27 protein-coding genes are annotated in these 24594 nt (G+C 35.0%); 17 read left to right on the forward strand and 10 right to left on the reverse strand.

All coding sequences use genetic code 11. The features are described from left to right. Window positions 1–159 precede the first annotated feature (159 nt). Window positions 160–639: a hypothetical protein gene (locus tag MHH98_RS06475; protein WP_038186867.1), complete on the forward strand. Its 480-nt coding sequence runs from the start codon at window positions 160–162 to the stop codon at window positions 637–639. Window positions 640–690: 51 nt separating this feature from the next. Here the strand turns inward: MHH98_RS06475 and MHH98_RS06480 are convergent, their stop codons facing one another. From MHH98_RS06480 to MHH98_RS06495, 4 genes are all read right to left on the reverse strand, one after another. Then, on the reverse strand, window positions 691–1263 hold the full coding sequence (locus MHH98_RS06480) for a 5' nucleotidase, NT5C type (RefSeq protein ID WP_038186864.1): 573 nt from the start codon (window positions 1261–1263) through the stop codon (window positions 691–693). An 18-nt stretch (window positions 1264–1281) separates the two neighbouring features. Beyond that, window positions 1282–2397 carry a flavodoxin-dependent (E)-4-hydroxy-3-methylbut-2-enyl-diphosphate synthase gene (ispG, locus tag MHH98_RS06485; protein ID WP_038186861.1) on the reverse strand — a complete coding sequence of 372 codons (1116 nt, stop codon included), beginning with the start codon at window positions 2395–2397 and terminating at the stop codon, window positions 1282–1284. A 97-nt stretch (window positions 2398–2494) separates the two neighbouring features. Beyond that, the gene (locus MHH98_RS06490) at window positions 2495–2839 is read right to left on the reverse strand and encodes a hypothetical protein (RefSeq protein WP_038186858.1); all 345 of its coding nucleotides are present in this window, start codon (window positions 2837–2839) and stop codon (window positions 2495–2497) included. 60 nt (window positions 2840–2899) lie between these two features. Continuing rightward, a complete protein-coding gene (locus MHH98_RS06495) occupies window positions 2900–3415 on the reverse strand; it encodes a DUF1189 family protein (protein ID WP_340712300.1) in 516 nt (171 codons plus the stop codon). Between the two features lie 218 nt (window positions 3416–3633). Between MHH98_RS06495 and MHH98_RS06500 the strand changes: the two genes are divergently transcribed. From MHH98_RS06500 to phoU, 9 genes are all read left to right on the forward strand, one after another. Next, a complete protein-coding gene (locus MHH98_RS06500; protein ID WP_340713521.1) occupies window positions 3634–5241 on the forward strand; it encodes a Na/Pi cotransporter family protein in 1608 nt (535 codons plus the stop codon). Window positions 5242–5252: 11 nt separating this feature from the next. Continuing rightward, window positions 5253–5732 (forward strand): DUF456 domain-containing protein, encoded by a 480-nt coding sequence (locus MHH98_RS06505; RefSeq protein ID WP_038186850.1) that lies wholly within the window; start codon window positions 5253–5255, stop codon window positions 5730–5732. Window positions 5733–5871: 139 nt separating this feature from the next. After that, the gene (locus MHH98_RS06510; RefSeq protein ID WP_038186848.1) at window positions 5872–6480 is read left to right on the forward strand and encodes a superoxide dismutase; all 609 of its coding nucleotides are present in this window, start codon (window positions 5872–5874) and stop codon (window positions 6478–6480) included. Window positions 6481–6736: 256 nt separating this feature from the next. After that, window positions 6737–8944, forward strand: coding sequence for a peptidoglycan D,D-transpeptidase FtsI family protein (locus MHH98_RS06515; RefSeq protein ID WP_340712302.1), 2208 nt, complete (start codon window positions 6737–6739; stop codon window positions 8942–8944). A gap of 218 nt (window positions 8945–9162) precedes the next feature. Next, window positions 9163–10137, forward strand: a complete 975-nt coding sequence (locus MHH98_RS06520; protein WP_038186843.1) for a PstS family phosphate ABC transporter substrate-binding protein — start codon at window positions 9163–9165, stop codon at window positions 10135–10137. A gap of 66 nt (window positions 10138–10203) precedes the next feature. Next, the gene (gene pstC, locus MHH98_RS06525) at window positions 10204–11151 is read left to right on the forward strand and encodes a phosphate ABC transporter permease subunit PstC (RefSeq protein ID WP_038186840.1); all 948 of its coding nucleotides are present in this window, start codon (window positions 10204–10206) and stop codon (window positions 11149–11151) included. Window positions 11152–11153: 2 nt separating this feature from the next. Next, on the forward strand, window positions 11154–12032 hold the full coding sequence (gene pstA / locus MHH98_RS06530; RefSeq protein ID WP_076035212.1) for a phosphate ABC transporter permease PstA: 879 nt from the start codon (window positions 11154–11156) through the stop codon (window positions 12030–12032). Between the two features lie 19 nt (window positions 12033–12051). Beyond that, the gene (gene pstB / locus MHH98_RS06535; RefSeq protein ID WP_038186836.1) at window positions 12052–12879 is read left to right on the forward strand and encodes a phosphate ABC transporter ATP-binding protein PstB; all 828 of its coding nucleotides are present in this window, start codon (window positions 12052–12054) and stop codon (window positions 12877–12879) included. A 14-nt stretch (window positions 12880–12893) separates the two neighbouring features. Then, a complete protein-coding gene (gene phoU / locus MHH98_RS06540) occupies window positions 12894–13553 on the forward strand; it encodes a phosphate signaling complex protein PhoU (protein WP_038186833.1) in 660 nt (219 codons plus the stop codon). Window positions 13554–13745: 192 nt separating this feature from the next. Here phoU and MHH98_RS06545 read toward each other — a convergent pair whose 3' ends face one another. Next, window positions 13746–14225, reverse strand: coding sequence for an endolytic transglycosylase MltG (locus MHH98_RS06545; RefSeq protein WP_051448763.1), 480 nt, complete (start codon window positions 14223–14225; stop codon window positions 13746–13748). After that, the gene (locus MHH98_RS06550) at window positions 14222–14596 is read right to left on the reverse strand and encodes a hypothetical protein (RefSeq protein WP_038186831.1); all 375 of its coding nucleotides are present in this window, start codon (window positions 14594–14596) and stop codon (window positions 14222–14224) included. Before MHH98_RS06550 ends, MHH98_RS06545 begins: the two co-directional genes overlap by 4 nt. A 227-nt stretch (window positions 14597–14823) precedes the next feature. Here MHH98_RS06550 and rpmG point away from each other — a divergent pair, with 227 nt between their 5' ends. From rpmG to MHH98_RS06575, 5 genes are all read left to right on the forward strand, one after another. Continuing rightward, window positions 14824–14973, forward strand: a complete 150-nt coding sequence (gene rpmG, locus MHH98_RS06555; protein WP_038186828.1) for a 50S ribosomal protein L33 — start codon at window positions 14824–14826, stop codon at window positions 14971–14973. Between the two features lie 67 nt (window positions 14974–15040). Next, on the forward strand, window positions 15041–15646 hold the full coding sequence (locus MHH98_RS06560) for a 5-formyltetrahydrofolate cyclo-ligase (RefSeq protein WP_038186824.1): 606 nt from the start codon (window positions 15041–15043) through the stop codon (window positions 15644–15646). After that, window positions 15630–15839, forward strand: coding sequence for a YqgQ family protein (locus MHH98_RS06565; protein WP_038186823.1), 210 nt, complete (start codon window positions 15630–15632; stop codon window positions 15837–15839). The genes MHH98_RS06560 and MHH98_RS06565 overlap by 17 nt, the downstream gene beginning before the upstream one ends. Before the next feature lie 229 nt (window positions 15840–16068). After that, complete coding sequence (locus tag MHH98_RS06570; RefSeq protein WP_038186820.1) at window positions 16069–17967, forward strand: LTA synthase family protein; 1899 nt, start codon at window positions 16069–16071, stop codon at window positions 17965–17967. Window positions 17968–18096: 129 nt separating this feature from the next. Beyond that, complete coding sequence (locus tag MHH98_RS06575) at window positions 18097–19191, forward strand: YqgU-like beta propeller domain-containing protein (protein WP_076035191.1); 1095 nt, start codon at window positions 18097–18099, stop codon at window positions 19189–19191. 55 nt (window positions 19192–19246) lie between these two features. On the opposite strand, the gene MHH98_RS06580 is transcribed toward MHH98_RS06575, so the two are convergent. Further along, window positions 19247–19426 (reverse strand): DUF2759 domain-containing protein, encoded by a 180-nt coding sequence (locus MHH98_RS06580; protein ID WP_038186813.1) that lies wholly within the window; start codon window positions 19424–19426, stop codon window positions 19247–19249. Window positions 19427–19603: 177 nt separating this feature from the next. On the opposite strand from MHH98_RS06580, the gene MHH98_RS06585 reads away from it, so the two are divergent. Further along, on the forward strand, window positions 19604–20245 hold the full coding sequence (locus tag MHH98_RS06585) for an MBL fold metallo-hydrolase (RefSeq protein ID WP_038186810.1): 642 nt from the start codon (window positions 19604–19606) through the stop codon (window positions 20243–20245). A 90-nt stretch (window positions 20246–20335) separates the two neighbouring features. Here the strand turns inward: MHH98_RS06585 and MHH98_RS06590 are convergent, their stop codons facing one another. The 3 genes from MHH98_RS06590 to MHH98_RS06600 form a co-directional block, all read right to left on the reverse strand. Next, complete coding sequence (locus tag MHH98_RS06590; protein WP_076064881.1) at window positions 20336–20683, reverse strand: DUF6176 family protein; 348 nt, start codon at window positions 20681–20683, stop codon at window positions 20336–20338. Between the two features lie 791 nt (window positions 20684–21474). Then, entirely contained in the window at window positions 21475–21717 is a 243-nt protein-coding gene (locus tag MHH98_RS06595; RefSeq protein ID WP_038186806.1) for a DUF2626 domain-containing protein, read from the reverse strand. 114 nt (window positions 21718–21831) lie between these two features. Further along, window positions 21832–22527, reverse strand: coding sequence for a helix-turn-helix transcriptional regulator (locus MHH98_RS06600; protein WP_038186805.1), 696 nt, complete (start codon window positions 22525–22527; stop codon window positions 21832–21834). Window positions 22528–22832: 305 nt separating this feature from the next. Between MHH98_RS06600 and MHH98_RS06605 the strand changes: the two genes are divergently transcribed. Beyond that, complete coding sequence (locus tag MHH98_RS06605; protein WP_340712305.1) at window positions 22833–23483, forward strand: ATPase, T2SS/T4P/T4SS family; 651 nt, start codon at window positions 22833–22835, stop codon at window positions 23481–23483. The last annotated feature ends 1111 nt before the right edge of the window (window positions 23484–24594 follow it).

Below are 24594 nucleotides of genomic sequence, written 5' to 3' on the forward strand. Positions count from 1 at the left end.
ATTTTGATATATTAAACCATTTCTCATTTAACATTAATAGAGAAACGTTTGCCAATCTTGTTACAACTTTTGTGACTTTAAGACAGCACTTCTAATCCGTAGTATAATAATGGAAATAGAATCGTAGGAGTATGGTTGCAACTAGAGGAGGGGAACTACTTGAAGACATGGAAGATAGTATTGTTGTTATTGATAACTTTAGTAGTTGTAAGTGCTTGTGGCAAAGAAGATAAGGCAAATGAGAATAAGAAAATAAAGATTCCAGATACCGAAGATTATCAATCACTATATGTTCAAGGTGTAAATAATGAGGGAGTTGGTACAGATTCCACTAGAAAAATAATTACGGACAAGAAAATAATTCAATCATTTATAGAAAAAGTAAATCTAATGGAAGTAATTGTGCCGAAATTAGAAGAGGATACTGAAAATGTAAAAGAACTTCATAATCAGGGGAACTATATTATTGCACTTTCTAAATCAACAGATTTGAGTGGGAAAACGTATAAATTATATGTATTAAAGGATGGAACTGTGTTTTTCCAAGATCCTGTTAAAAAAGAAATGACTTATATGTCTGCAAAGAAAAACACTGCACTCTATAAAGAAGTGAAAGAATTATTAGCTATTGACTTTTAATAATAGGAACCAAAAAAGCTAGTACGCAATTTACGTACTAGCTTTTAGTCTTTAAATACCGAATTCTTTTTTGATCCAGTGATTTGCTTCTTGCCAGTTACTTACACGAATCACGCCATTTGGAATGGGTTCGCGGTTATAAGGAGCGTCGAATAATAGCACAGGGATGTCTAATTCCTCGTGAAGCTGAACAGCATTTGCATGCTTGTCCTCGAAAAAGGCATGTACATCGTATTCACGAGCTTTAATTGCTTTATTGACAGGTCCAACGATATCAATTTTGTCATATGGTACATTGAATTGTTTAAACCATTCGTAAGTGACATCTGTTGAATTGTCCTCGCGGGCTGTAATGTAATAAAGCTCAACATCTTTTTGCCAAGCAGATAAAATTGCTTGTGCATCTTGTTGAATAGGTGAAGCCATATAAATTTCTGGCTCATTTTCTCTAAACCACTTGAAAAACTCAACACTATCAACAGGGAACGCAGCCGTTAAGTCATATTGCGTTATATCAGTTAAGGCTAAATTGACATTAAAGGCTTTGTTGATATGAGGCAGAAGTGATTCTGGAGTCGTAACAGTACCGTCAATATCGATACCAAAACGGTAGTTTTTCTTCATTTCATTGCCCCCTGTATACTATGCTTTTGCGTTTTCAGCTTTTTCAGCATCTCTTTTTTTATAATATTCTTCAGCTAGTTTATCGATTTCGATTTTCAGCTCTTCAACCATCGTTTCTTCAGGTACTTTACGAACAGTTTTACCTTTCATAAATAGTAAACCTTCTCCGCGAGCACCAGCGATACCGATATCGGCTTCACGAGCTTCACCAGGGCCATTTACAGCGCAGCCTAGAACAGAAACTTTAAGTGGTGCTTTAATTGTTTGAAGATATTCTTCTACTTCGTTAGCAATTGAAATTAAGTCTATTTCAATACGACCACAAGTTGGGCATGAAATAAGTGTCGGAATGTCAGAAGCTAAACCGAATGTTTTTAATAGTTCACGTGCTACTTTTATTTCTTCAACAGGATCAGCGCTTAATGAAATACGCATTGTATTCCCGATACCCATGCTTAATATTGCGCCTAAACCAGCTGCTGATTTAATCGTACCAGAGAATAGTGTACCTGATTCAGTAATACCTAAGTGAAGTGGATAGTCAAATGCACGGGATGCTTTTTCATATGCTTCAATTGCTAGGTTTACATCAGATGCTTTCATAGAAACGATAATATCATGGAAATCTAAGTCTTCTAAGATTTTAATATGGTGTAAGGCACTTTCAACCATACCATCTGCAGTAGGGTAGCCATATTTTTCAAGGATTTTACGCTCTAATGAACCAGCGTTTACACCGATACGAATTGGTACGCCTTTTGCTTTAGCTGCATTTACAACAGCTTCTACTTTTTCTTTACGTCCAATGTTACCCGGGTTAATACGAATTTTATCAACACCAGCGTCGATTGCTTTTAAGGCTAATTTGTAGTCAAAGTGAATATCCGCTACTAATGGGATATGGATACGTTTCTTGATTTCAGCTAATGCATCAGCTGCTCGTTCATCTGGGCAAGCGACACGAACGATTTGACATCCAGCTTCTTCTAAACGAAGAATTTCTGCCACAGTTGCTTCTACATCATGTGTTTTAGTTGTTGTCATACTTTGTATAATTACTTCATTGCTTCCGCCAATTGTTAAGTCACCTACGCGAACTTTACGCGTTTTCGAACGGTGAACGATTTCATTCATGAAAACTCTCTCCTTCATAGGCTCAAAAATAAAGCCTTCACTGTACACTATTTTAGCAGTGTTCCAAAGAAAATGACAAGGAAGAAACATTAATTGTTTAATTTGTACATGAATGAGCGTTTTTTGTGCTGAATGGTAGTTGAATCAACTCACCAGGCTTAAAGGATTGTTTTAGTAAATGTGGATTTAGTTCATAAAAAAGTTCCAAGCGTTCTGAGAAGCTCATCGAACTTTCAGATGGATAAAGCGCAAACAGTGATTGTAGGTTATCACCGGGTATTGTACGAACCGTGATTGTTTTAATATCTGGAACATCAACACATGTTTCTTCAACAACTGGTTCTTTATAAAAAGCTGCTAGTGGAATTGTACCCTCTAGAAGATCGATTTTCAGGATAAAAGCAATAAATAGAATACCAAGTGCAGAAAAGAATATCTTCAAAAAAATCTCCCCCTTCGTTCAATATATGAACAAGAGAGAGATTCATTCGTATCAATTCTATTATTTTTTTATTTTTGGGTATTTCGTTATCGCACTTGCGATATAGGCTACGGTAATCACCATAGAGATGATGGTCATAAATGTGCCATTTAAAGAAGTGAAAGATAGTATACTTGTTAGTATAGTAGAAAGAGTAGTAGCGAGTGCAGTTGTACGCCAAATATGGCGATATTCACCTCGATGTCCCATCATTTTCAATAATATAAATCCTATAAAGCCATAAATACTTATTCGTAGAAAAGTTAAAAAAGTAGTAATGGTGAATAAGAAGACGAAAGCAAACGGATATATTAACCATTTAATATCATCTAGGTATTCTTTTAGACCTTCAAGCTGCGATGTGTCAACGATTGAACCCACACCCGTTAGGAACTGGATAAAAGAAATTACAGTGATAAAAGTGATTAATATAAAGACGTATTGAATCAATTTACCAATAGGTAGCATTCGGTATGCAGCTAGTTTTTTGGGATGTAATATACTGTCTAGAAATAATTGATAATGTTTAATTTTCATAATATGATATGCTCCTTCTATGTTATATTACCATGAGTTAGTAACACTTAGTAATTGTCGGCATTGTGAACAATTACACTTTATTGAAAGTGGCTATATTAAACGATTGTAAATTTTTTATAGAATAACTTACAATTTGATTACATTTTCTTCATAATAAAGCTGAGCTTAATAGTAATGCAGGGAGTTGACAGCAGTTGAGTCTGAATTGGCAAGATATGCTCTTCCAGTTCTTTGGGGGATTAGGACTATTTTTATTTTCTATTAAATATATGGGTGACGGCTTACAAAAATTAACAGGAGATCGCCTTCGTGATATATTAGATCGCTATACAACAAATCCAATGATGGGCGTACTAGTCGGCATATTAGTAACTGTACTTATTCAATCAAGCTCTGGTACAACTGTCATTACAGTTGGACTTGTTAGCGCAGGCTTTATGACGCTACGTCAAGCAATAGGCGTTATTATGGGTGCCAACATAGGAACGACATTTACTGCATTTATCATTGGCTTTGATATTGGTCAATTTGCATATCCAGTCTTAGCTATTGGCGCATTTCTATTATTTTTCTTTAAGAAAAATAGTATTCAAAATATCGGACAAATTGTCTTTGGTCTGGGAGGATTATTTGTTGGCTTGGAACTTATGAGTAAGGGGATGAAACCTTTACAAGAGCTACCATCATTTATCGATATGGCTTTACGTATTAGCGAACATTCTTTACTAGGGGTCATTTTAGGTGCATTGGTAACATTAATCATTCAGAGCTCTAGTGCCACAGTTGGTATTTTGCAAGGGTTGTACGGAGAAGGATTGATGCCGCTTCACGGGGCGTTACCGATTTTGTTTGGTGATAATATCGGAACGACAATAACGGCTGTATTAGCATCTATTGGTGCATCAGTAGCCGCACGTCGAGCAGCAGCGATGCATGTATTATTCAATGTCGTTGGAACGATTATTTTCCTATTAATTTTACCTCAATTTACGCTTTATATAGAATGGTTAGCAGGCGTCGCAGGATTAGAACCAAAAATGCAGATTGCATTTGCACACGGCTCATTTAATGTAGTGAATACAATGATTCAATTACCGTTAATTGGTTTGTGGGCATATGTCGTGACGAAGCTTATACCTGGTGAGGATTCTCCTATTGAATATAAACCAAGAAGTTTAGATCCTCATTTTATTGAAACATCACCTGCTATTGCTATTGGACAAGCGAAAGAAGAAGTTTTACGTATGGGTGAATATAGTATTCGAGGGTTAGAAGAGACATTCGAATATTTGAAAACAAATGATAAAAAGAATGCTACAAAGGTTTTACATTATGAAGAAGCAATCAATAGCTTAGATCAGAAAATCACTGATTATTTAGTGAAAGTTTCTGTACAACCATTGTCAGATACAGATTCTACTAGACACCATATTTTACTAGAAAATGTCCGCGATATTGAGAGAATTGGAGATCATTTTGAGAATATCGTGGAGTTAATAGACTACAAAGCCGTGAATGGGGTACAGTTGAGTGAACCTGCTATAAACGATTTAAGTGAAATGTTTACATTAACAATTGAAACAGTTCAAAAGGCTATTCTGACATTGGATACAACTGACCATGGAATGGCAATTGAAGTGACAAAAAAGGAAGAGCTTATTGATCAAATGGAGCGAACTTTTAGGAAAAAACATATTCATCGATTAAATCTTGGCCAATGTTCAGCACATTCGGGTATAGTCTTTACAGATATCGTTAGTAACTTAGAACGTATAGGGGATCACGCTGTTAATATCGCAGAAGCTATTTTACAAAAACATTAAGGAGGGATTCTATGGATGTAATCGCATGGATACTAATAATTTTAAGTTTTATTATTGCGTTTGTTGGGCTTGTATATCCTATTATTCCGTCAGTACTATTTATATTGCTAGGGTTTATCCTATATGGAGCATTTTATAGCTTTGGAGATTTACCTTGGTGGTTCTGGGTAATTCAAATTTTATTTGTTGCATTATTATTCGGAGCAGATACATTAGCAAATGCTTTTGGCGTGAAAAAATTTGGTGGTTCAAATGCAGGGATGTGGGGAAGTACAATAGGTTTATTAATCGGACCATTTGTCATTCCTATTGCTGGCATACTGCTCGGACCTTTTTTGGGAGCAGTGCTAGCAGAGTTAATAGTTAATAGAAGTAGTGTAAAACAAGCGATTCGAACTGGAATCGGTTCACTCGTCGGGTTCTTAACTTCTATTATTACGAAGGGAATTATCCAAATAATAATGATTGTTATATTTGTTATCGTGATATAAATTGCTTGATAAATTAATAGATTTTCAGTCAAAAGGCTGAAATCCAGTGATTTAGTTAATAATGTTTGAATGAATGCTGTTATTTTGATAACCTAAGAATGTAATTAATACTTATTAATCCTGAGGAGGAAAATTAATCATGGCTTTTGAATTACCAAAATTACCTTATGCATATGATGCACTAGAACCACATATCGACGCAACTACAATGGAAATTCACCACACTAAACATCACAATACTTATGTTCAAGGCATAAATGCTGCTCTAGAAGGCAAATCAGAATTCGAAGGGAAATCAGTTGAAGAAATTATTGCTAATTTAGATGCTGTTCCTGAAGAAATTCGTACTGCTGTACGCAACCACGGTGGCGGTCACTCTAACCACTCATTATTCTGGGAATCTTTAGCTGCAAATGCAGGTGGAGCTCCAACTGGCGAATTAGCAGCTGCAATTGATGCTAAATTCGGTAGCTTTGACGCTTTCAAAGAACAATTCGATAATGCTGCTAAAACTCGCTTCGGTTCAGGCTGGGCTTGGTTATCAGTTGCTAACGGCGAATTAGAAATCTCTTCAACTCCAAACCAAGATTCACCGATCATGGAAGGTAAAACTCCATTATTAGGTCTTGATGTTTGGGAGCATGCTTACTACTTAAACTACCAAAACCGTCGTCCTGACTACATCGGCGCTTTCTGGAATGTAGTAAACTGGGATAAAGTTGCAGAACGTTTTGCAGCTGCAAAATAATCTATTTTAAATGCAACAAAGCACGTACCTTTGACGTCAAAAAGGTGCGTGCTTTTTTTATGGTAAAAGAATACATAAGTTGACCTGTAAAGTTTGTAATTTGTATTTTTATTCTCTTTTTCCAAAAATAGAGCACTTCATTATTTTCGTATAAAATAGAAATCAATTAGACTATTTTTCGACATGACTACGGTGTGTTTTTGTGCTGAAAATGATATACTACTAATTGTGAATAAAGCGGAAGGGGGGACATTGCATGCGCAAAAAAAATCCATCTAAAAAGAAACGTGCAGCTAGTGTCAAAGCAAAACAGCGTGCAAATCTTTCGTTTCGAATGAATATACTTTTCTTTTCAATTTTCCTTTTGTTTTCTCTTTTGATTTTGCGTTTAGGGTATATGCAAATCGTTAAAGGTGAAGAATATGTGAGAGAATTAGCGCAAACTGACGAAGTAACGGTAAATTCTAGCGTTCCTCGTGGCCGTATTTATGATAGACAGGGCCGAGTTTTAGTTGATAATGAACCAAAGAATGCGATTACTTATACAAAACTACAATCGACAACAACGAAAGAGATGTTGGAAACTGCAAATAAACTCGCAAAACTCATTAAAATGGATACGAAACCTATCACGGATCGAGATAAAAGAGACTTTTGGATAACGCTCAACAAAGAAAAGGCTTATGCAAAAGTAAGTGAAAAAGAACAGAAAGACATTAACAATGATTCAGAACTAGAACAGAAAGAAAAGCAGGCAGAGCTAGATAAATTAGTGCGTGACCGAATTACTAATGATGAATTAAGAGAATTAACAAAGAAAGATTTACAAGTGTTAGCTATTTATCGATTAATGGCTGCAGGTTATTATTTATCACCACAAATTATTAAAAGTGATAATGTAACGAATAAAGAATTTGCAATCGTATCAGAGAATTTATCAGAGCTACCTGGTGTAAATACAACAACAGATTGGGCTCGTGTGAAAAAATCTGCATTAAGTATTTTAGGTTCAACGACAACACCAAGGGAAGGAATTCCAAAAAATTTGGTGGACTATTATTTGGCACGTGATTATTCTCGAAATGATCGTGTCGGTAAAAGTTATATTGAACAACAGTATGAAGAGATATTACAAGGACAAAAAGCCGTTGTCAAAAATGCTACAAACGGCAAAGGGCAAGTTGTAGATACAATAACTACTTCTGAAGGTTCTCCTGGGAAAGAATTAATGCTTACTATCGATAGTGAATTACAAGAAAGCGTTGATAAGATTGTTGAAGATCAATTATTATTTGCCAAATCTCAAGGTGGATCTTCATTACTTGATCGTGCTTTCCTTGTCATGATGAATCCAAACACTGGTGAAGTTTTGTCAATGGTTGGTAAGAAACTCGAGACAGATGAAAATGGGAAAATGACTGTAAATGACTATGCTATAGGTACATTTACATCTGCTTATGAAGTAGGGTCGGTAGTAAAACCAGCAACACTTTTAACGGGATATTCTTTAAATGCTATCAAAGTGGGCGAGACGTTGCTCGATACACCTATTAATATTGCAGGCACAATAAAATCATCTGTTTTCAATCGAAGTGGTTCAATTATGATGAATGATTTGGCTGCATTAGAACGATCATCCAATGTGTATATGTTTAGAACGGCTTTCCGTATTGCGGGAGTTAACTATGTACCAGGAGCGGGTTTAGCTGTTCAACAGAAGGACTTTACTAAAATTCGTAATTCTTATGCACAATTTGGTTTAGGTGTGCAAACAGGCATTGACTTACCAGGCGAATTTGAAGGTGTGAAAGGGACTGAAACTTTGTCAGGTAAGCTACTGGACTTAGTAATTGGTCAGTATGATACATTTACACCAATACAGTTAGCACAATATGTATCTACAATTGCGAATGGTGGAACACGTATACAGCCTCACTTAGCGAAAGAAATCCGAGAACCATCAGCTGATGGCAAAACATTAGGACCGGTTGTAGAAGAATTTGCTCCAAAAGTATTAAATACAATTGACAATTCGAAAGAGGAAATTAATCAGGTAAAAGAAGGTATGAGACGGGTATACTTTGGTAACCAAGGTTCAGGTGCTAGATACTTCCGTGATGCGGAATTTACTGCTGCAGGTAAGACAGGTACTGCTCAAGCAATTTATTACGGACCAAAGAAAAGTGCTTATGGTACAAACACTCTTTCTATTACACATATCGGCTTTGCGCCATATGAAAATCCAGAAATTGCTTATGCTGTAGTAGTGCCATGGGTTTCTACGAATGAAAATACTTATCCTGCTATAAACAATATCATTGCTCGTGAAGCGGTTGACAAATATTTTGAAATCCAAAAGAAAAATACGAAAAAGGCAAAACAAAATGTAGGAGAAAAAATTAAAAAGCCTATTACAAAAGAGCAGATCGATGAAGAAGATGCGCAAAAAATGGGTACTCAATAAAATGACTTTCTTCTATTAAAATAGTTAAACGCCTCACATTGTACAAAATACAATGTGAGGCGTTTTTTGTATACATTATTACAGAAAACGACAGCGATTTACAAAGCATTTACAATACCTTTATATAACCTTACATTACATTTATATGTCCTCAACATGTCTACTTTATAGTTAACAGTGTAGTAAACAAACACAAAAACCTTAGGGGGAACAAACAGATGAAAAACTGGAAGTACTTCATGATGACATCAATCGTAGGCTCGGCACTTTTGTTAGGAGCATGTGGCAGTGACACAGAAGAAGGTAGCAAAACGTCAAGCAGCGGTGCATCTAGCCAAGAAACAAATGCTGGTGCAAGTGAGCAACTAGAAGGAAAAATCGCAGGAGATGGTTCTTCAACTGTAGCACCAATCATGGAAGCAATTGTAGAGGAATATACAGCTGTTCAACCTAAAGTACAAGTTTCAGTAGGTGTCTCTGGAACTGGTGGCGGATTTGAGAAATTCATAGCAGGTGAGACGGCATTTGCAAACGCATCTCGTGAAATTAAAGAAGAAGAGGCTGCTAAGTTAAAAGAAGCAGGCATTGACTATACAGAAATGAAAATTGGTTATGATGGTTTATCTATCGTAGTAAATAAAGAGAATGATTGGATAGAAGATTTAACAGTAGATCAATTAAAACAAATTTGGACTGAAGATGGTAAAGAAAAGAAATGGTCTGATATCGACCCATCTTGGCCAAAAGAAAAAATTACCTATTACTCTCCTGGTACTGACTCAGGAACATATGACTACTTCGATGAAGTTATTTTAGACGGTAAAGATTTAGCGAAAAAAGCAACTCTATCAGAAGATGATAACGTACTAGTACAAGGTGTTGAAGGCGATAAAAACGCTATCGGATACTTCGGTTACGCATACTACGTAGCAAATAAAGATAATCTTAAAATTGTTAAAGTCGGCGGAATTGAGCCAACAAATGAAACAATTAAATCAGGTGAATATTCACCGCTCTCTAGACCACTATTCATCTACGTGAAGAATAGCGAAGTAAAAGAAAATGCAGCATTCTATAACTTTATGAAATATGCTCTTGAAAATGCAGGCGATATGGCAGAAGCTGTAGGCTATGTTAGAACACCAGATGAAGATTACAAAAAAGACTTAGATGCTTTAGAAGGCTTGAAATAATCACTGGCTAGGGGAGCGAGTAGCAAAACGCTACCTGCTCCCTTTTTACTGAAGGGGGACTTCAACTTGGCTGTAAAAGAATCGACGGATAAGCTGTCTGTTCAAGATTTAATTGCACAATCACGTGGTAAGGGATCTAAAAAGGTAGTAGAAAAAGTAATGCCAATCTTATTGTTTACCACTGCTTTAATCTCGGTATTAACAACGTTTGGAATAGTTTTCACACTTATTTTTGAAACATTTGAATTCTTTAAGGAAGTACCTTTCATTGATTTCTTATTTGGTACCGAATGGCTTCCATTCTCAAGTAAGGAGCCAATGTACGGAATTTTACCACTAATCTTAGGAACGTTAAAGGTAACAGTTATTGCAGTTTTAGTAGCAGTTCCACTCGGTATTGCTGCAGCAATTTACCTTAGTGAATATGCAAGTGATCGTACACGACGTTTGATCAAACCAGTTCTAGAAGTATTAGCAGGTATTCCGACAATTGTTTATGGATTCTTTGCACTGACTTTTGTCACTCCGATGTTACAAGAATTGATTCCAGGGTTGAAAATCTTTAATGCATTGAGTCCGGGGATTGTCGTAGGGATCATGATATTACCGATGATTGCCTCGCTTTCTGAGGATGCAATGACTTCAGTACCAAATGCAATGCGAGAAGGTGCTTTGGCACTTGGTTCAACAAAACTGGAAGTAGCAATCAAAATTGTGTTACCAGCAGCTTTATCAGGGATATTGGCTTCGGTAGTACTTGCGGTGTCTCGTGCAATTGGTGAAACCATGATCGTATCTCTTGCTGGAGGAGCGACACCAACATTTGACTTTAGCGTGACGGATTCAATCCAAACGATGACGGCATATATTGTTCAAGTTTCAACAGGTGATGCAGGCTATGGAACAACCATTTACTACTCAATTTACTCAGTTGGATTTACACTATTCATCTTCACATTGCTGATGAATTTACTTGCACATTTCATTTCAAAACGCTTTAGGGAGGAATATTGATGGTGAAATATGTTGATCATACGCAAGTTGTGAAGCGCATGAATGGACGACTAGTTGTAAATAAGCTGTTGAAAACAGTCTTCCTATTAGCAACACTTTTTGCCTTAGCAATGCTTGGTATATTAGTTTACCGCATGTTTGATCAAGGTTGGGGTTATTTATCGGTAGACTTTTTATCAAACTTTGCTTCTAGGTTCCCAGAAAAAGCAGGGATTAAAGCTGCACTCGTTGGTTCCGTCTTTCTAATGTTAGTTGTGGCACCAGTATCCCTATTTCTGGGGGTAGGAACGGCTATTTATTTAGAAGAGTATGCGAAGCAAAATAAAATAAATGCTTTTATCCGCATGAATATCTCGAATTTAGCAGGTGTTCCTTCTATAGTATTTGGATTACTTGGTTTAACGATATTCGTTCGTTCGCTAGCATTAGGGAAAAGTGTACTAGCAGCAGGACTTACAATGAGTTTGCTGATCTTACCCGTTATTATAGTGGCTGCACAAGAAGCGATTCGTTCTGTACCAAAGGAATTAAGGGAAGCATCATACGGTATGGGTGCGACAAAATGGCAAACTATATTAAAAGTTGTCTTGCCATCAGCGGTACCAGGAATTTTAACAGGAAGTATTTTAGCGCTGTCGCGAGCTATAGGTGAGACTGCACCGCTTGTTGTATTAGGGATTCCGGTGATTGTACATTTCTTACCAGATGGCATTTTGAGCGAATTCACAGCTTTACCAATGCAAATCTTTGACTGGGCAAAACGCCCGCAAGAGGAATTTCAATATGTTGCAGCGGCCGGAATTCTAGTCTTGATGACATTCTTAGTTATCTTAAACTCCATTGCCGTCATAATTCGAAATAAATTTCAGCGTCGTTATTAAAAACTAGGGGGCTTCAATGATGGTTAAACTTCCAGTAAATGAAGTATATGAAACAAAGGGACAAAACTTAAAAGTAATTTCAAACGAAGACAAACGAACAGTGTATCATTCGAAAAACTTGAATTTATGGTACGGGGAACATCATGCCTTAAAAGATATAAATCTAGAAATGAAAGAAAACGAAGTAACGGCAATTATTGGTCCATCTGGTTGTGGTAAATCGACGTATATCAAAACATTAAATCGAATGGTCGAGCTAATACCATCTGTTCGTACAGAAGGTGAAATTTTATACCGTGAGCGTAATATTCTAGATAACAAATACCAAGTTGAAGAATTGCGCACTAAAGTAGGTATGGTATTTCAAAAACCAAATCCATTCCCAAAATCTATTTACGATAACATCGCTTATGGTCCGCGTATACATGGTATTAAAAATAAGAAAATTCTCGATGAAATCGTGGAAAAAAGTTTACGCGGAGCAGCGATATGGGATGAAGTTAAAGATCGACTAAACCAAAATGCATATGGATTATCAGGTGGACAGCAACAACGTATCTGTATTGCTAGATGCCTTGCCATTGAACCAGATGTCATATTAATGGATGAGCCAACTTCAGCATTAGATCCAATTTCTACATTAAAAGTTGAAGAGTTAGTCCAAGAATTAAAAGAAAACTATTCAATTATTATTGTGACACATAATATGCAACAAGCAGCGCGTATTTCTGATAAAACGGCATTCTTCCTAAATGGAGAAGTGATAGAGTATGCGGCAACGAACCATATTTTCTCTACACCAACGGATAAAAGAACAGAAGATTATATTTCCGGTCGATTCGGTTAAGGAGGAATATAGAGATGACGGTTCGTGAAAAATTTGAAAATGATTTAAAGCGAGTGCAAGGGCTAATGTTAGATTTATGTCATATGTCTATTCAGGCATTAGAGAAATCAGTTGAGGCACTTTTCGATCAAGATATTGATGCGGCACTATTATTAATAGATCAAGATCGTTTTATCAACAGGTTAGAAGAGCATTTAAATGATGAGGTCATTTTATTGATCGCCAAACAACAACCTGTTGCGACTGATTTACGTCGCTTAATCGTCATGATTAAAGCTGCCTCAGATATGGAGAGAATTGGGGATTATGCTGTAAACATCGCCAAAGAGACGATTCGTCTTGGTGAAACGAAAGTGGTCTATCCTACGGAGAAAATTGCACAAATGCGAGATCAAGCAATCGCAATGTTAAAAAATATGGTACAGGCATTTATCGAAGAAGATATGAATAAAGCGAAGGAAATTGCGCTCTTAGATGATCAAATTGATACTTTATATGGAGAAGCAATTGTTGAAATATTAAATACACCGACAGAAAATATGAAAGATATTGGCCAAGTGGCGCAATTATCTTTTGTTTGTCGGTATTTAGAGCGTTCGGCGGATCATGCCACAAATTTGGCTGAGCTGTTATTTTACTTAGTGAAGGGTAAGCATTATGAGTTGAATCAATAGCCTTTCTATAGAAGAAAGAAAGCTGACTAATGAGCCAGCTTTCTTTTTGTTGTTCAAATTGGAGAACAGATTTAAATAACAGTGATGTGCTTTCAACTTAGCTGAGTTTAACTGAAAAACGTCCAATGAGTATATTAAATACTCATTGGACGTTTAAGTTTTTCAGAACTAAATGCTCTAAATGCATTTCAATTATTTACTACGCGTAATTTTCTTAACAATTTCAGCGGTAGTCATTTTGATATTTAAATCGTATGTGCCAATTTGAAGACTAGAAGCTTTGTCATTTTTGATGACGTAAAGCTCGAAGTCACCAGCATCTTTAATTATACCGGCTTTCTCCAGAGCTAAACTTACTTCTGAAGTACCCATACCCTTTTTAATAACAAGTGTATACGACTTTACAGTTTTTCTAGCTGAGGAATTTACCGATACTGTGTTATTTTTTAATGCGCTGTAGTCTGTTTGAATTTTAGCAAGCTGCTCTTTTGCTTCAGCTGCTTCCGCGTTAATTGCTTCTAGTTCAGTCTTTTTGATAAGGACTGTACCTTTAGGCACATTAATATTTGCTGCTTCAATGTCAGCGTCACTTGTTATGAAATCCACGAATGTGAAGCTAGCACCCGCAAGAAAAAGAGCGATGCCAAATGCTCGGATGGATGATTTTCTCATACGCGGCTGCCTCCACTTTGAAGGACTTCTTGCACCTGCTCTACTGATAGAGAAGATCGCTTACTAATTTCAGGGATAGTATAGCCCTGCTTATGTAGCGTTTGCACTTGACTGATAATAATTTGGTGAACACCTTTAGTGGATGCAGTTACAGGAGAGGCTGCTTTTTTAGGTTTTCCTATCAATTTGGGCTCTAATAATAATTCTTCCTCAATTACTTTTAAGCGACGCTTTAGTTGATGCGTTTCTTGGTAAAAATTAAGAGAAAGTTCTTCAACATCTCCCTCGATTTGTGTCGAATGATCTTTGATGAAAAACGAAGTAATTATTACGATAATCCCAACAATCATTAATATAGATGATAATTCCAAATTCTTTCACCTCAATAGGTTTAAATAGTTGTGATACCATTTTATCATAAAGTAGGACATAATACTCCTGCTCATCAAACAACATCCCACGTTTAGCCACGTATTAGACGAAATTTCCAGAAGAAATGACAGTAGATTTTTTTCGAAGTTATGATATAATGAGTTAGTCGTATAAATCATGCTCACTAAAGACATTTTATTCTTGATATAGAGTGGGAGGGGTAAAGATGCGCGTTAATATTACATTAGCTTGCACTGAATGTGGCGAACGTAACTACATTTCTAAGAAAAACAAGCGTAACAATCCAGAACGTCTTGAATTGAAAAAATATTGCTCTCGTGATAAGAAGAACACTCTTCACCGTGAAACGAAGTAATAACTGTTGCCAAAACCACGAGTGGTTTTGGCTTTTTCCGTTCTTTGGACTAAAAGGAGTGAACCCCTTGGATAAAAAAACACTACGTCAAGATATGAGAGTAAAGCTTGCTCAAATGTCAGAGGCGCAATATGATGCATACTCATTGCAAATTCATGAACAACTATTAAGAGAATCTTCTATTAAAAAAGCGAATATAATTGGTTTAACCATATCAGCCTTTCCAGAAGTGAATACAATCACTTTAATTGAAAAACTCTGGTCACAAGGCAAACGAGTAGCTGTTCCTAAATGCGAACCTAAAACACGTGCTATGATATTCTATGAAATTACATCATTCGATCAATTAGAAACGGTCTATATGCAACTGAAAGAACCTATTCCTGCATTAACAAAAGAAGTGCCAAAGAAAGAAATCGATTGTTTGATTGTTCCAGGTGTTGTATTTGATCAGTTTGGTTTTCGCGTAGGCTTTGGGGGCGGCTACTATGATCGGTATTTAGCCAGTTACAACGGAGAACGAATCACCTTAGCTTTTGGAGTACAGCTCATACATAAAGTACCGACAGATCAATATGATTTACCGGTTCATAAAATAATTACAGAGACAAGCGTGATTAATTGTCTTGAAAATCGAAAGGAGTCACAATCAGTCGATGAAAACAGTATATGATGTAATGCAATTTTTGAAACGCTTTGGTACATTTATTTATACAAAAGATCGAGTTGCGGATTTAGAACTGATGGAGGATGAGATCCGAGAACTCTACTCTTCACATTTAATAGACATACAAGATTATCAAATGGCTTTGATGATCTTACGCCAAGAAATTTCGAAAGAGAAAAGGAATAGACAACAAATGTAAAGAAGTGGTAGAATTTATTTTCTACTACTTTTTTTAAAGATTAATGAAACTTTTACATGACTCATCCGTCTAATAAAGAGTCTGTAATAAAAACGGAAGATTGAATATATAATATGTGATGTAACATTTTTGTTGCGTTGTTGTAAAAAAAGGATTATGATATATTTTGTTTCTTTCATATATGAAACTAAAATTGTAAAGAACGAAGGAAAGTAGGAGGATGTTAGGAATGAATTTTAAAAAAGCACCTAAACATTCAATTTTGGCTTTAGCAATAATAGCCACTTGGATCAAGACTTATATAACATATCAAACAGCCTTTGATATGAAAATTGAAAATACAATGCAACAATTGATTCTGTTTATCAACCCACTTAGCTTCTTGCTATTTATTTTTGGGTTGTCGTTATTCTTTAAAACTGCAAAAGCGCGTAATCGTTATATAATTATCACAAGTAGTATTCTAGCAATTGTTTTATATGCTAACGTTGCTGTGTATCGCTTCTTCGATGATTTTATAACATTACCGATGTTGTTCCAAACAAGTAACTTCGGTGACCTTGGAAACTCTGCATTATCTTCGATGTACTTTACAGATGTTTTCTACTTTACAGACGTTATTTTGTTAATACTAGCAGTTAAGTTTTTACCTGTTGCAAAAGAAATTTTCGTAGTTAAACCGAAAATGCGTCGTACGTATTTTGTGTTATCATGTGCAATGTTATTCTTGAATCTTGGTTTAGCTGAAACAGAACGTCCACAGTTATTAACTCGTAGCTTTGACCGTGAAATTTTAGTGAAGAACATTGGTACTTACAATTACCATCTATATGATATTTACATTCAATCAAAATCGCATGCTCAGCGTGCATTAGCTGATGGTAGTGCGTTAACAGAGGTTACAAACTACGTAAAATCTAATCCAGCTAAAGCTGATGATAAAATGTTTGGTGTTGCTAAAGACCGCAACGTTATTATTATCTCCCTTGAATCAACTCAAGACTTTGTCATTAATAATGAAGTGAATGGTCAAGAAATCACACCATTCTTAAATTCTTTAACAAAAGATAAAGATACATTCTACTTCGATAATTTCTATCACCAAACTGGTCTTGGAAAAACATCGGATGCTGAATTTATTGTTGAAAACTCATTATTCGGAACAGGACGAGGAGCTGTCTTCTTCACTAACAGTGGGAACACATACAATTCGATGGCTGAACGTTTAAATGGTGAAGGCTACTATACTTCAGTACTACACTCAAATAATAAGAGTTTCTGGAACCGTGATATGATGTATCATGCATTTGATATTAAGAAGTTCTATGATATTGATTCATTTGATGTAAATGAAGAAAACTCAGTTAACTGGGGATTAAAAGATATTCCGTTTATGGAACAATCAGTGGATATTATGAAAACAATGCCACAACCTTTTTACACACGTATGTTATCTTTAACAAACCACTATCCATTCACTTCTGATGAAGAGGATCAATTCATTGAACCTTATACATCTGAAGATGGTACAGTGAACCGTTATTTCCAAACTGTCCGTTATACAGACGAAGCAATTAAAAAACTGTTTGCTGATTTAAAAGAAAAAGGTTTATATGATAATTCGATTATTGTAATGTATGGTGACCACTATGGTATTTCAGAAAACCATAACAAAGCAATGGAACAATATTTGGGTAAAGAAATCACATCACTTGAAACAGCTCAGCTACAACAAGTGCCGTTCTTCGTGCATATTCCTAACTCAGGCGTAGGTAAAGAAATGCATGAAGTATCGGGTCAAATGGATATTCGCCCAACAGTATTGCACTTATTAGGTGTTGATACATCTAATGACTTACAATTAGGTGCAGATTTATTCTCTAAAGACCATGAAGACTTCGTTACATTCCGTGATGGTCGTTTTGTAACTGATAAACTAGTTTATGCTGGTGAAGTTTGTTACGATAAAGAAACAGGTGAGAAAACGGATCAAGCGAAGTGTGAACCGTTTATTGAAAGAGCCAATAAAAAACTAGAATACTCTGACCGTATTATTAACGGTGATTTACTCCGCTTTTATGATGAAAAAACTGGAGCTGTAAAATCAAATTCAGAAGAAACTAAATAAATTCTTTTTGAAAACCTACATGAATCTATTCATGTAGGTTTTTTTATGAAAATCCATAATTTTCTACTTATAACGAAACCTTTTTAGTTTATAATCGTATAATAGATGTGGGTGAAGAGGAGGCACAATATGAAAAAATTTATGATGTATCTAGTCCTCACTTGTGCCATTTTCTTAGTTGGGTGTAATAAAGAATCTTCACAACCAAATTTAGATGCGGATTCAAATAACCCTGAAGCGGTTGAACAAAAAAGGGTTGCAACAGAAGTTCTTGATTATTCTATGAAGACAGAAGATTTACATAGTATTGTTGGGTTTCTATCTGAAACAACAATTTTGTATGTTGCTTATGAATCAGACCGCTTCCACCTATTAACTTATAATTTAATTACAGGTGAAAAAGAGACGATTTTTTCAGAAAAGGACCAAATTATTCAAGTGATGATCCATCCTTCTAAAAAGCAAATTATCGTTCAATCTTCCGCAAACTCCTCATCTGCAACGGTTAAGATTATTTCGCTAAAAGGGGAAATTCTTCATAGTGTCGATATTCTATCATCGGAATTATCAATTATGTGGAATCCTAAAAACCCTCAATTAGTTGCCTTCACAGCATTTCAAGGAGATTTTTCATACCAATGTTATGTCTTTGATGGTGAACAAGAAAAATTGCATGAGATTAATCCTAGTAATCCATTTTTAGTTTGGCAATCCGAAGATATTTTACTGTATAACCGTTGGACAGCTCGTCAGCTTAATGGTGGCAAAATAGTAGAATTGAATTGGAAGACTGGTCAGGAACAACTAACTGATTTAAAAAAGGTTGTATATTTGGATACAGAGAAGGATGCTAGATTAACAGTTCAAATTGATTTCGAAACAGAACAGTTTTCTTATTTATTAAAGAACAAAAATAAGGAAATCACTTGGCAAGCACCTGCATTAAGTAATTATTCTCAATGGTTTGTTCCGGATTTAGTTTGGTTAGAGGATCAATCAGTGATCGCTATTGTACCAACTGAAGGTGGTTTGTTGGATGATTATTCAGGTAAATTTAAATTGATGAAAATTTCAGATGAAAAAGTAGAAGAGTTAGTAACGCTAGATGAGTATACAATGATTACTTGCTCTCCAAAAGGCTCACTTTGTTTATATGGCAATGATTTGGAGCAAGTTATGTCATTTGAACCTTACAAAAAGAAAAAATGGTTAACCCTTGAATAGAAGACAAAAAAAAGCTGTGGTATAAAAACCACAGCTTTTATTGTCCCACTTTGTATTAGTGAAGAGATGGTGGGAATCCTTGATTTAAGATAGTCATAAATACGAACCATCCAAACACTGCAAATGTAACAAAGTTAAAAGCCATTCCTAGAATGCTTTTTTCTTTGAGAGACTGTACAGTGCCAATTAGACCTAGAATTGCGACTAGGCCAAAAATAACCATTAATAAGTTCAATATAGACACTCCTTTCGACATCCGAAAATGAATGCCGCAAACGATATTCCTCTTCTATTGTAAAGCTAATTAGTACGTTTGTCGAGATTAAAAAGTGACGGATATTTGAACGAGGGATGTTATCATAGATATATCATTTCTTGACGGAATCTGTATAATATAGTGGAGGTGAAAAGAATGTTAAATATTCGAACATATACATTAGGACCAGTTCAAACAAATTGCTATATTATTTCAAATAAAAAGAAAGAATGTCTTGTAATTGATCCAGGTAGTGAAGGAGAGAGACTTGTACAGCAATTAAGAGCCTTAAATTTGCGTCCGTTAGCTATTTTGTTAACACATGCTCATTTCGATCATATTGGAGCAGTAGATGAAGTGAGAGATGCTTTTAAAGTACCTGTTTATTTACATAAGGCGGAAACGGATTGGTTAATTGATCCAATGAAAAATGGTTCAGGTAAATATGCGGAATTACCAAATATAACAACACAACCAGCAGATCATGTGATTGATCAACCACAAGAATTGACTATAGGACCTTTTGAATTTGAAATTGTACACACTCCAGGTCATTCTCCTGGTAGTATTTCATTTATATTCGAAGATGAAGGATTTGCTGTGGTTGGTGATACTCTATTTCAAGGTAGTGTAGGCCGCACAGATTTAGTAGGTGGCAATGAAAAACTGTTATTAAAATCTATCCATGATAAGCTCTTATCGTTAGATGAGAACCTAATTGTTTACCCAGGTCATGGAGATGCAACTACTATTGGGACGGAAATGGAGCAAAATCCTTTTTTGAACGGATTTTTGTAAGATTTAAGGATAAAAATGAAGAAAAAACCGATAAGTGAGTGAAATCTTACTAGTCGGTTTTTTTTATGTAATTTAACAGAACATATTAACTTAAACCATGTTTCTTTTTATATTTTCTGGAATCATTACAACTTCGGTAGATAGATTAACGGGTTTAAAAGTTGGGTCAATGCATTCATCCCAATAGTCTAAATGCTTTTTATCAATCCAATGTGTTGAGTCCTCTACAGCAATTCCACCTTTTCCTTGTACAGAGTACCAATACAAATACTCCTCATTATTCCAAACTTCACGGAAGATTGTTTCAACGTACATCTTTTCTCCTTCTAATGTAACAAGAACATCCTGCATGTAATCATTTAAAAACTTTAACCATTCCGTAACTTTTTCTGATTTTCCTTGTTGAACTCGAAATCTCGTGCATTCAATTTCTAGCATTTACTATTCCTCCAGCCGGTAATATGACGCCTCGTTGATAAGAGAGAATTCTGATGTTTTTTGAATATAATAAATTGGAAATATAATATTTATTTTAAATATTCAAACAAAAGTAAGATATGTTTAATTATAGATAAACGAAATGGGGATTACAACCATTTATTATTTAGGGTTTTGTAGCGATAGCTTATGTGGATTTAAATTATTGGAAATGGATAGATAGTTGGAAAACACTTTTAGATATAGAGTGTTTTGAAGACAAAGGTAAGGAGGGTGATAGCGTGAATGATACATGACTTTTTAATCCTGATTGGAATGAAGCGGTGAATACTGCAAAAATTATTTTGTAGCATAACGATCATGTAGGGTCAAAGAAAAAGGTTATTGAAGGCAGGGCTATTTGATTTACGAGTAAGGATTACAAGCCGTGGTTTTTACGAACTATCGCTAGAACGAGTTGAGGATGTAATTTCGAGACTATTTTTATTAATCGAGGGAAATATCGAATATAAAGACGTGAAAATTCTTCTAAATAACAATGGAGCGAGTTAGCGCAACAAACAACCGAATTAGCGCAACAAACAAATTAATACGCAAAAAAAAGAGGCTATGGAGGCCTCTTAAATAGAAGATATTAATCTTCTTCATCTAGGGGATGTTTCTCACCATATAGAATGGAGAGGGTTAAAGTTAAGCTACAATTACAATTATAACAATCATTAATAAGGTGTCAATAGTGGAAAATACACAAAATAAAAAAGACAGCTTTGGACTGTCTTTTTTATTTACTATTAATGTCCTGCGCCTGCAACGTGAATGAATGTAGTATAGTACGTGAAGCCTGCGAAGAAAACTGTTAAGTAAGCACCGAAGATGTACATATACATACGTTCCGTTAGGTTTAAGTATCCTAATAGAAGGAAAAACCCTGTATTAGCTAAGAATAATAGCGAAACTTCTGTCATATCACCTAAATAAAACATAACTGCGAAAATCCCTGTCCAGAAGCCCATTACTTTATACATATTATCCATATATGATTCCCTCCTTTTGCGACGACACAATAATCTCTTATCCATTATAAATGATTTGAAACCAACATGTAAACCGCTACTTAGGTTAACTTTGTGACAAAGCAGTGTAAAAAATTAAATATCAATTCGATAAGTGCAGTATTTACAGCTTTCAACCATGCTATCAATTTGAACAAATTCTTGTACATCAAATAAGTATTCAAATTGGCCTTTTAAGAAAGATTCATGCAAGTCACAAACGAGTGATGCGTGTTTCTCGATTTGACTATGGAAAGGACAATTATAAACAGCAAAGCGGATTGTTTTTCCTTCTGGCTTATCGAGAATTACAGGAACATAACCAATTAATGAGGCTGCTTCTGTAATGATTTCTACACGTTCATCAAATGAAATGAGCGCTTTATCCTTTTGACGTTTAGATAAGATTGATTGAATTTGTGCAACACCTTTTTTGTAACAAATCTTTTTACCGATAGTATTAGCATCTTCACCAAGTTCTATAATGATTTCTAGAACCCAACTTAATAATTCCTCATAATTTCGTTGAGGGAATGTTAGAGCAATGCCATTTGCAACCGCTTTATATTTTCTTCCAGGTCGGCCGCCTTTTCCTGTTTTTTCATATTCAGACGTAATTACATCAATTTCGTTTAATTTAGTTAAATGAAGACGTGCAACGTTTGGATGAATTTGAAACTTATCGGCAATGTTTTGGACTGAGAAAGAATCTTTTTCTTGTAACATATATTGATAAATTGAAAATCTTGTTTCATCTGCTAGAGTACTTGTGATTTTTAATGGATGTAACATGAAAAGGTTCCACCTCCTGTATATTTATCTTTATTATAAAACAATATAAAATATCTATCAGTATAAAAACTGATATATTCAAAAAAAATAAGTAGAATAATGTAAAAAAGTGAAAGATTACTAGTCTTTTTTCGTTGAAAATCTATTTTTACATAGTAGAAAAGCTTTAAAATTATATTATATTCCTTTTTTAAAGTGTATAACATTAATTTGCATTATTGTATGTATTTTCTTGTTTTTGCAGTGTATAATTTCGCTAACGGATAAGGAGCGGTCGTTATTCGTCGTGGTAGAAAGGGGGCAATATGACATTTACTGAGACAGTTGTGGAGCAAAAAAGTGAGCATCTATTGTTGAAGGCAATACATTTTGGCGCATCTGACTTACATTTAATGCCTAGTGAAAACGACTATTTACTATACTTTCGAAAATATGGGCAGCTCGTGTCTGCTGGTCAACTTCCCCTAGAGTTGGGTGATCGTATGATTTCCTACTTTAAATTTCTCTCCTCTTTAGATATTAGTGATAAGCGTAGACCTCAAAGTGGTTCGTTTCAGCAAGTTTTAAATGAACAGCCAATTGCTTTTCGCGTATCCACCTTACCTTCGATTTTCTTAAAGGAAAGCTTGGTCATTCGTATAATGTTGCAGGATCATGCTATGCCAATTTCTTCCCTATGTTTATTCACTGAATCAGCTAAGCATTTATTGCAATTAGTGAAAAAGAGACAAGGCATCTTATTTTTAACCGGTCCAACTGGATGCGGCAAATCTACATCATTATACTCCCTTATACATTATTGCTCTAATGAACTAAAAAAGCACGTCATATCCTTAGAGGATCCAGTGGAAAATAGTCAATCGAATTTATTGCAAATTCAAGTAAATGAAAGAGCCGGTGTTTCATACGCAACCGGATTAAAAGCTATTTTAAGACATTCTCCGGATAGTATATGAAATGGGGAAATTAATTAAAAAGGAACTTATAATTATTTTGATCGTATAAATGTAATAGACTTTTATACAAATAAGTCTATAAGAAATTAAGCTTTTAGAAAGCGCTTTTTAATGGGTAAGAAGAGTAGTAAATCGAACCTACACATTTTGAAATATTATATAAAACTTCGTATGAGTCATTACAAAATACAAGGCAAAGCGTAATTTTATTATCGATAATGTTTTTGCAATTGTTCCAGTTGTCTAAGGCTCTTAAGTTAAACTCCGTACTATGATAGTGTATGAAAAAGGAGATAGATGGTGGCAAAAAATAGCTGCTATTTATCTCCTTAAATTTTCATTTGCATAGGTATAATCGCATTTAATAAGATTTTTTCTGTCTGTCAAAAGCACTCAACAAAGCTTGAGGTGCGGAAGTTTTGTTGATTTACGAAGATTAAACACTTCCAACATACATTTAATGAATTATAACCGTTGTACAGACTTATGAGTGTGGCTTATCCGGGTTAATAAACTAACGAAGTTCGGTGCCTTTGAATTCGAATACTAGTTTCATTGACATTAAAACGCCAAACACGATATCTCCATATTGGTGCAAAGCTCAATAGTACAGCCCTAGGGAGGTTATGAAGTCAGTAAGCATAAGTAATGTTGCTTTAATTATTGGTGCGCAAATAGGCAGGCTTTTTTGTAGATGAAATTTAATTTTATTGTGAGGTAGAACATATTTCAATTTCGCCCTTAAATATTAGGTGTAATTAATATTAAATTCTTTAATTAATTCATTTAGAACAAAGTCTATTGATTGTATCATCTCTTTTCTGGATTCTAACCTCTTAATATAATCTTCTATTTTACCTCGTCAGAATGTCTCGGCTAATTCAATCACTCCTTTTTTAATAATGTATACTATTTCATTAATGACTCCAATTGATTATTAAATAATATTAATTACCTATTAATTTTGTATATTTAACCAACTTGTAGTGTTACATGCACATATATATAATGTAGATAAAACAAATAATTTATTCTTAGGGGGAGAACTTAATGATGTTATTTAGCAATTAGAACTAAAATTTTTAAATTATTTAATGTTCTTATTGGAGAG

It is taken from the genome of Viridibacillus sp. FSL H8-0110 (genome assembly GCF_038003565.1).
In the GTDB taxonomy this organism is placed as follows: domain Bacteria; phylum Bacillota; class Bacilli; order Bacillales_A; family Planococcaceae; genus Viridibacillus; species Viridibacillus arenosi.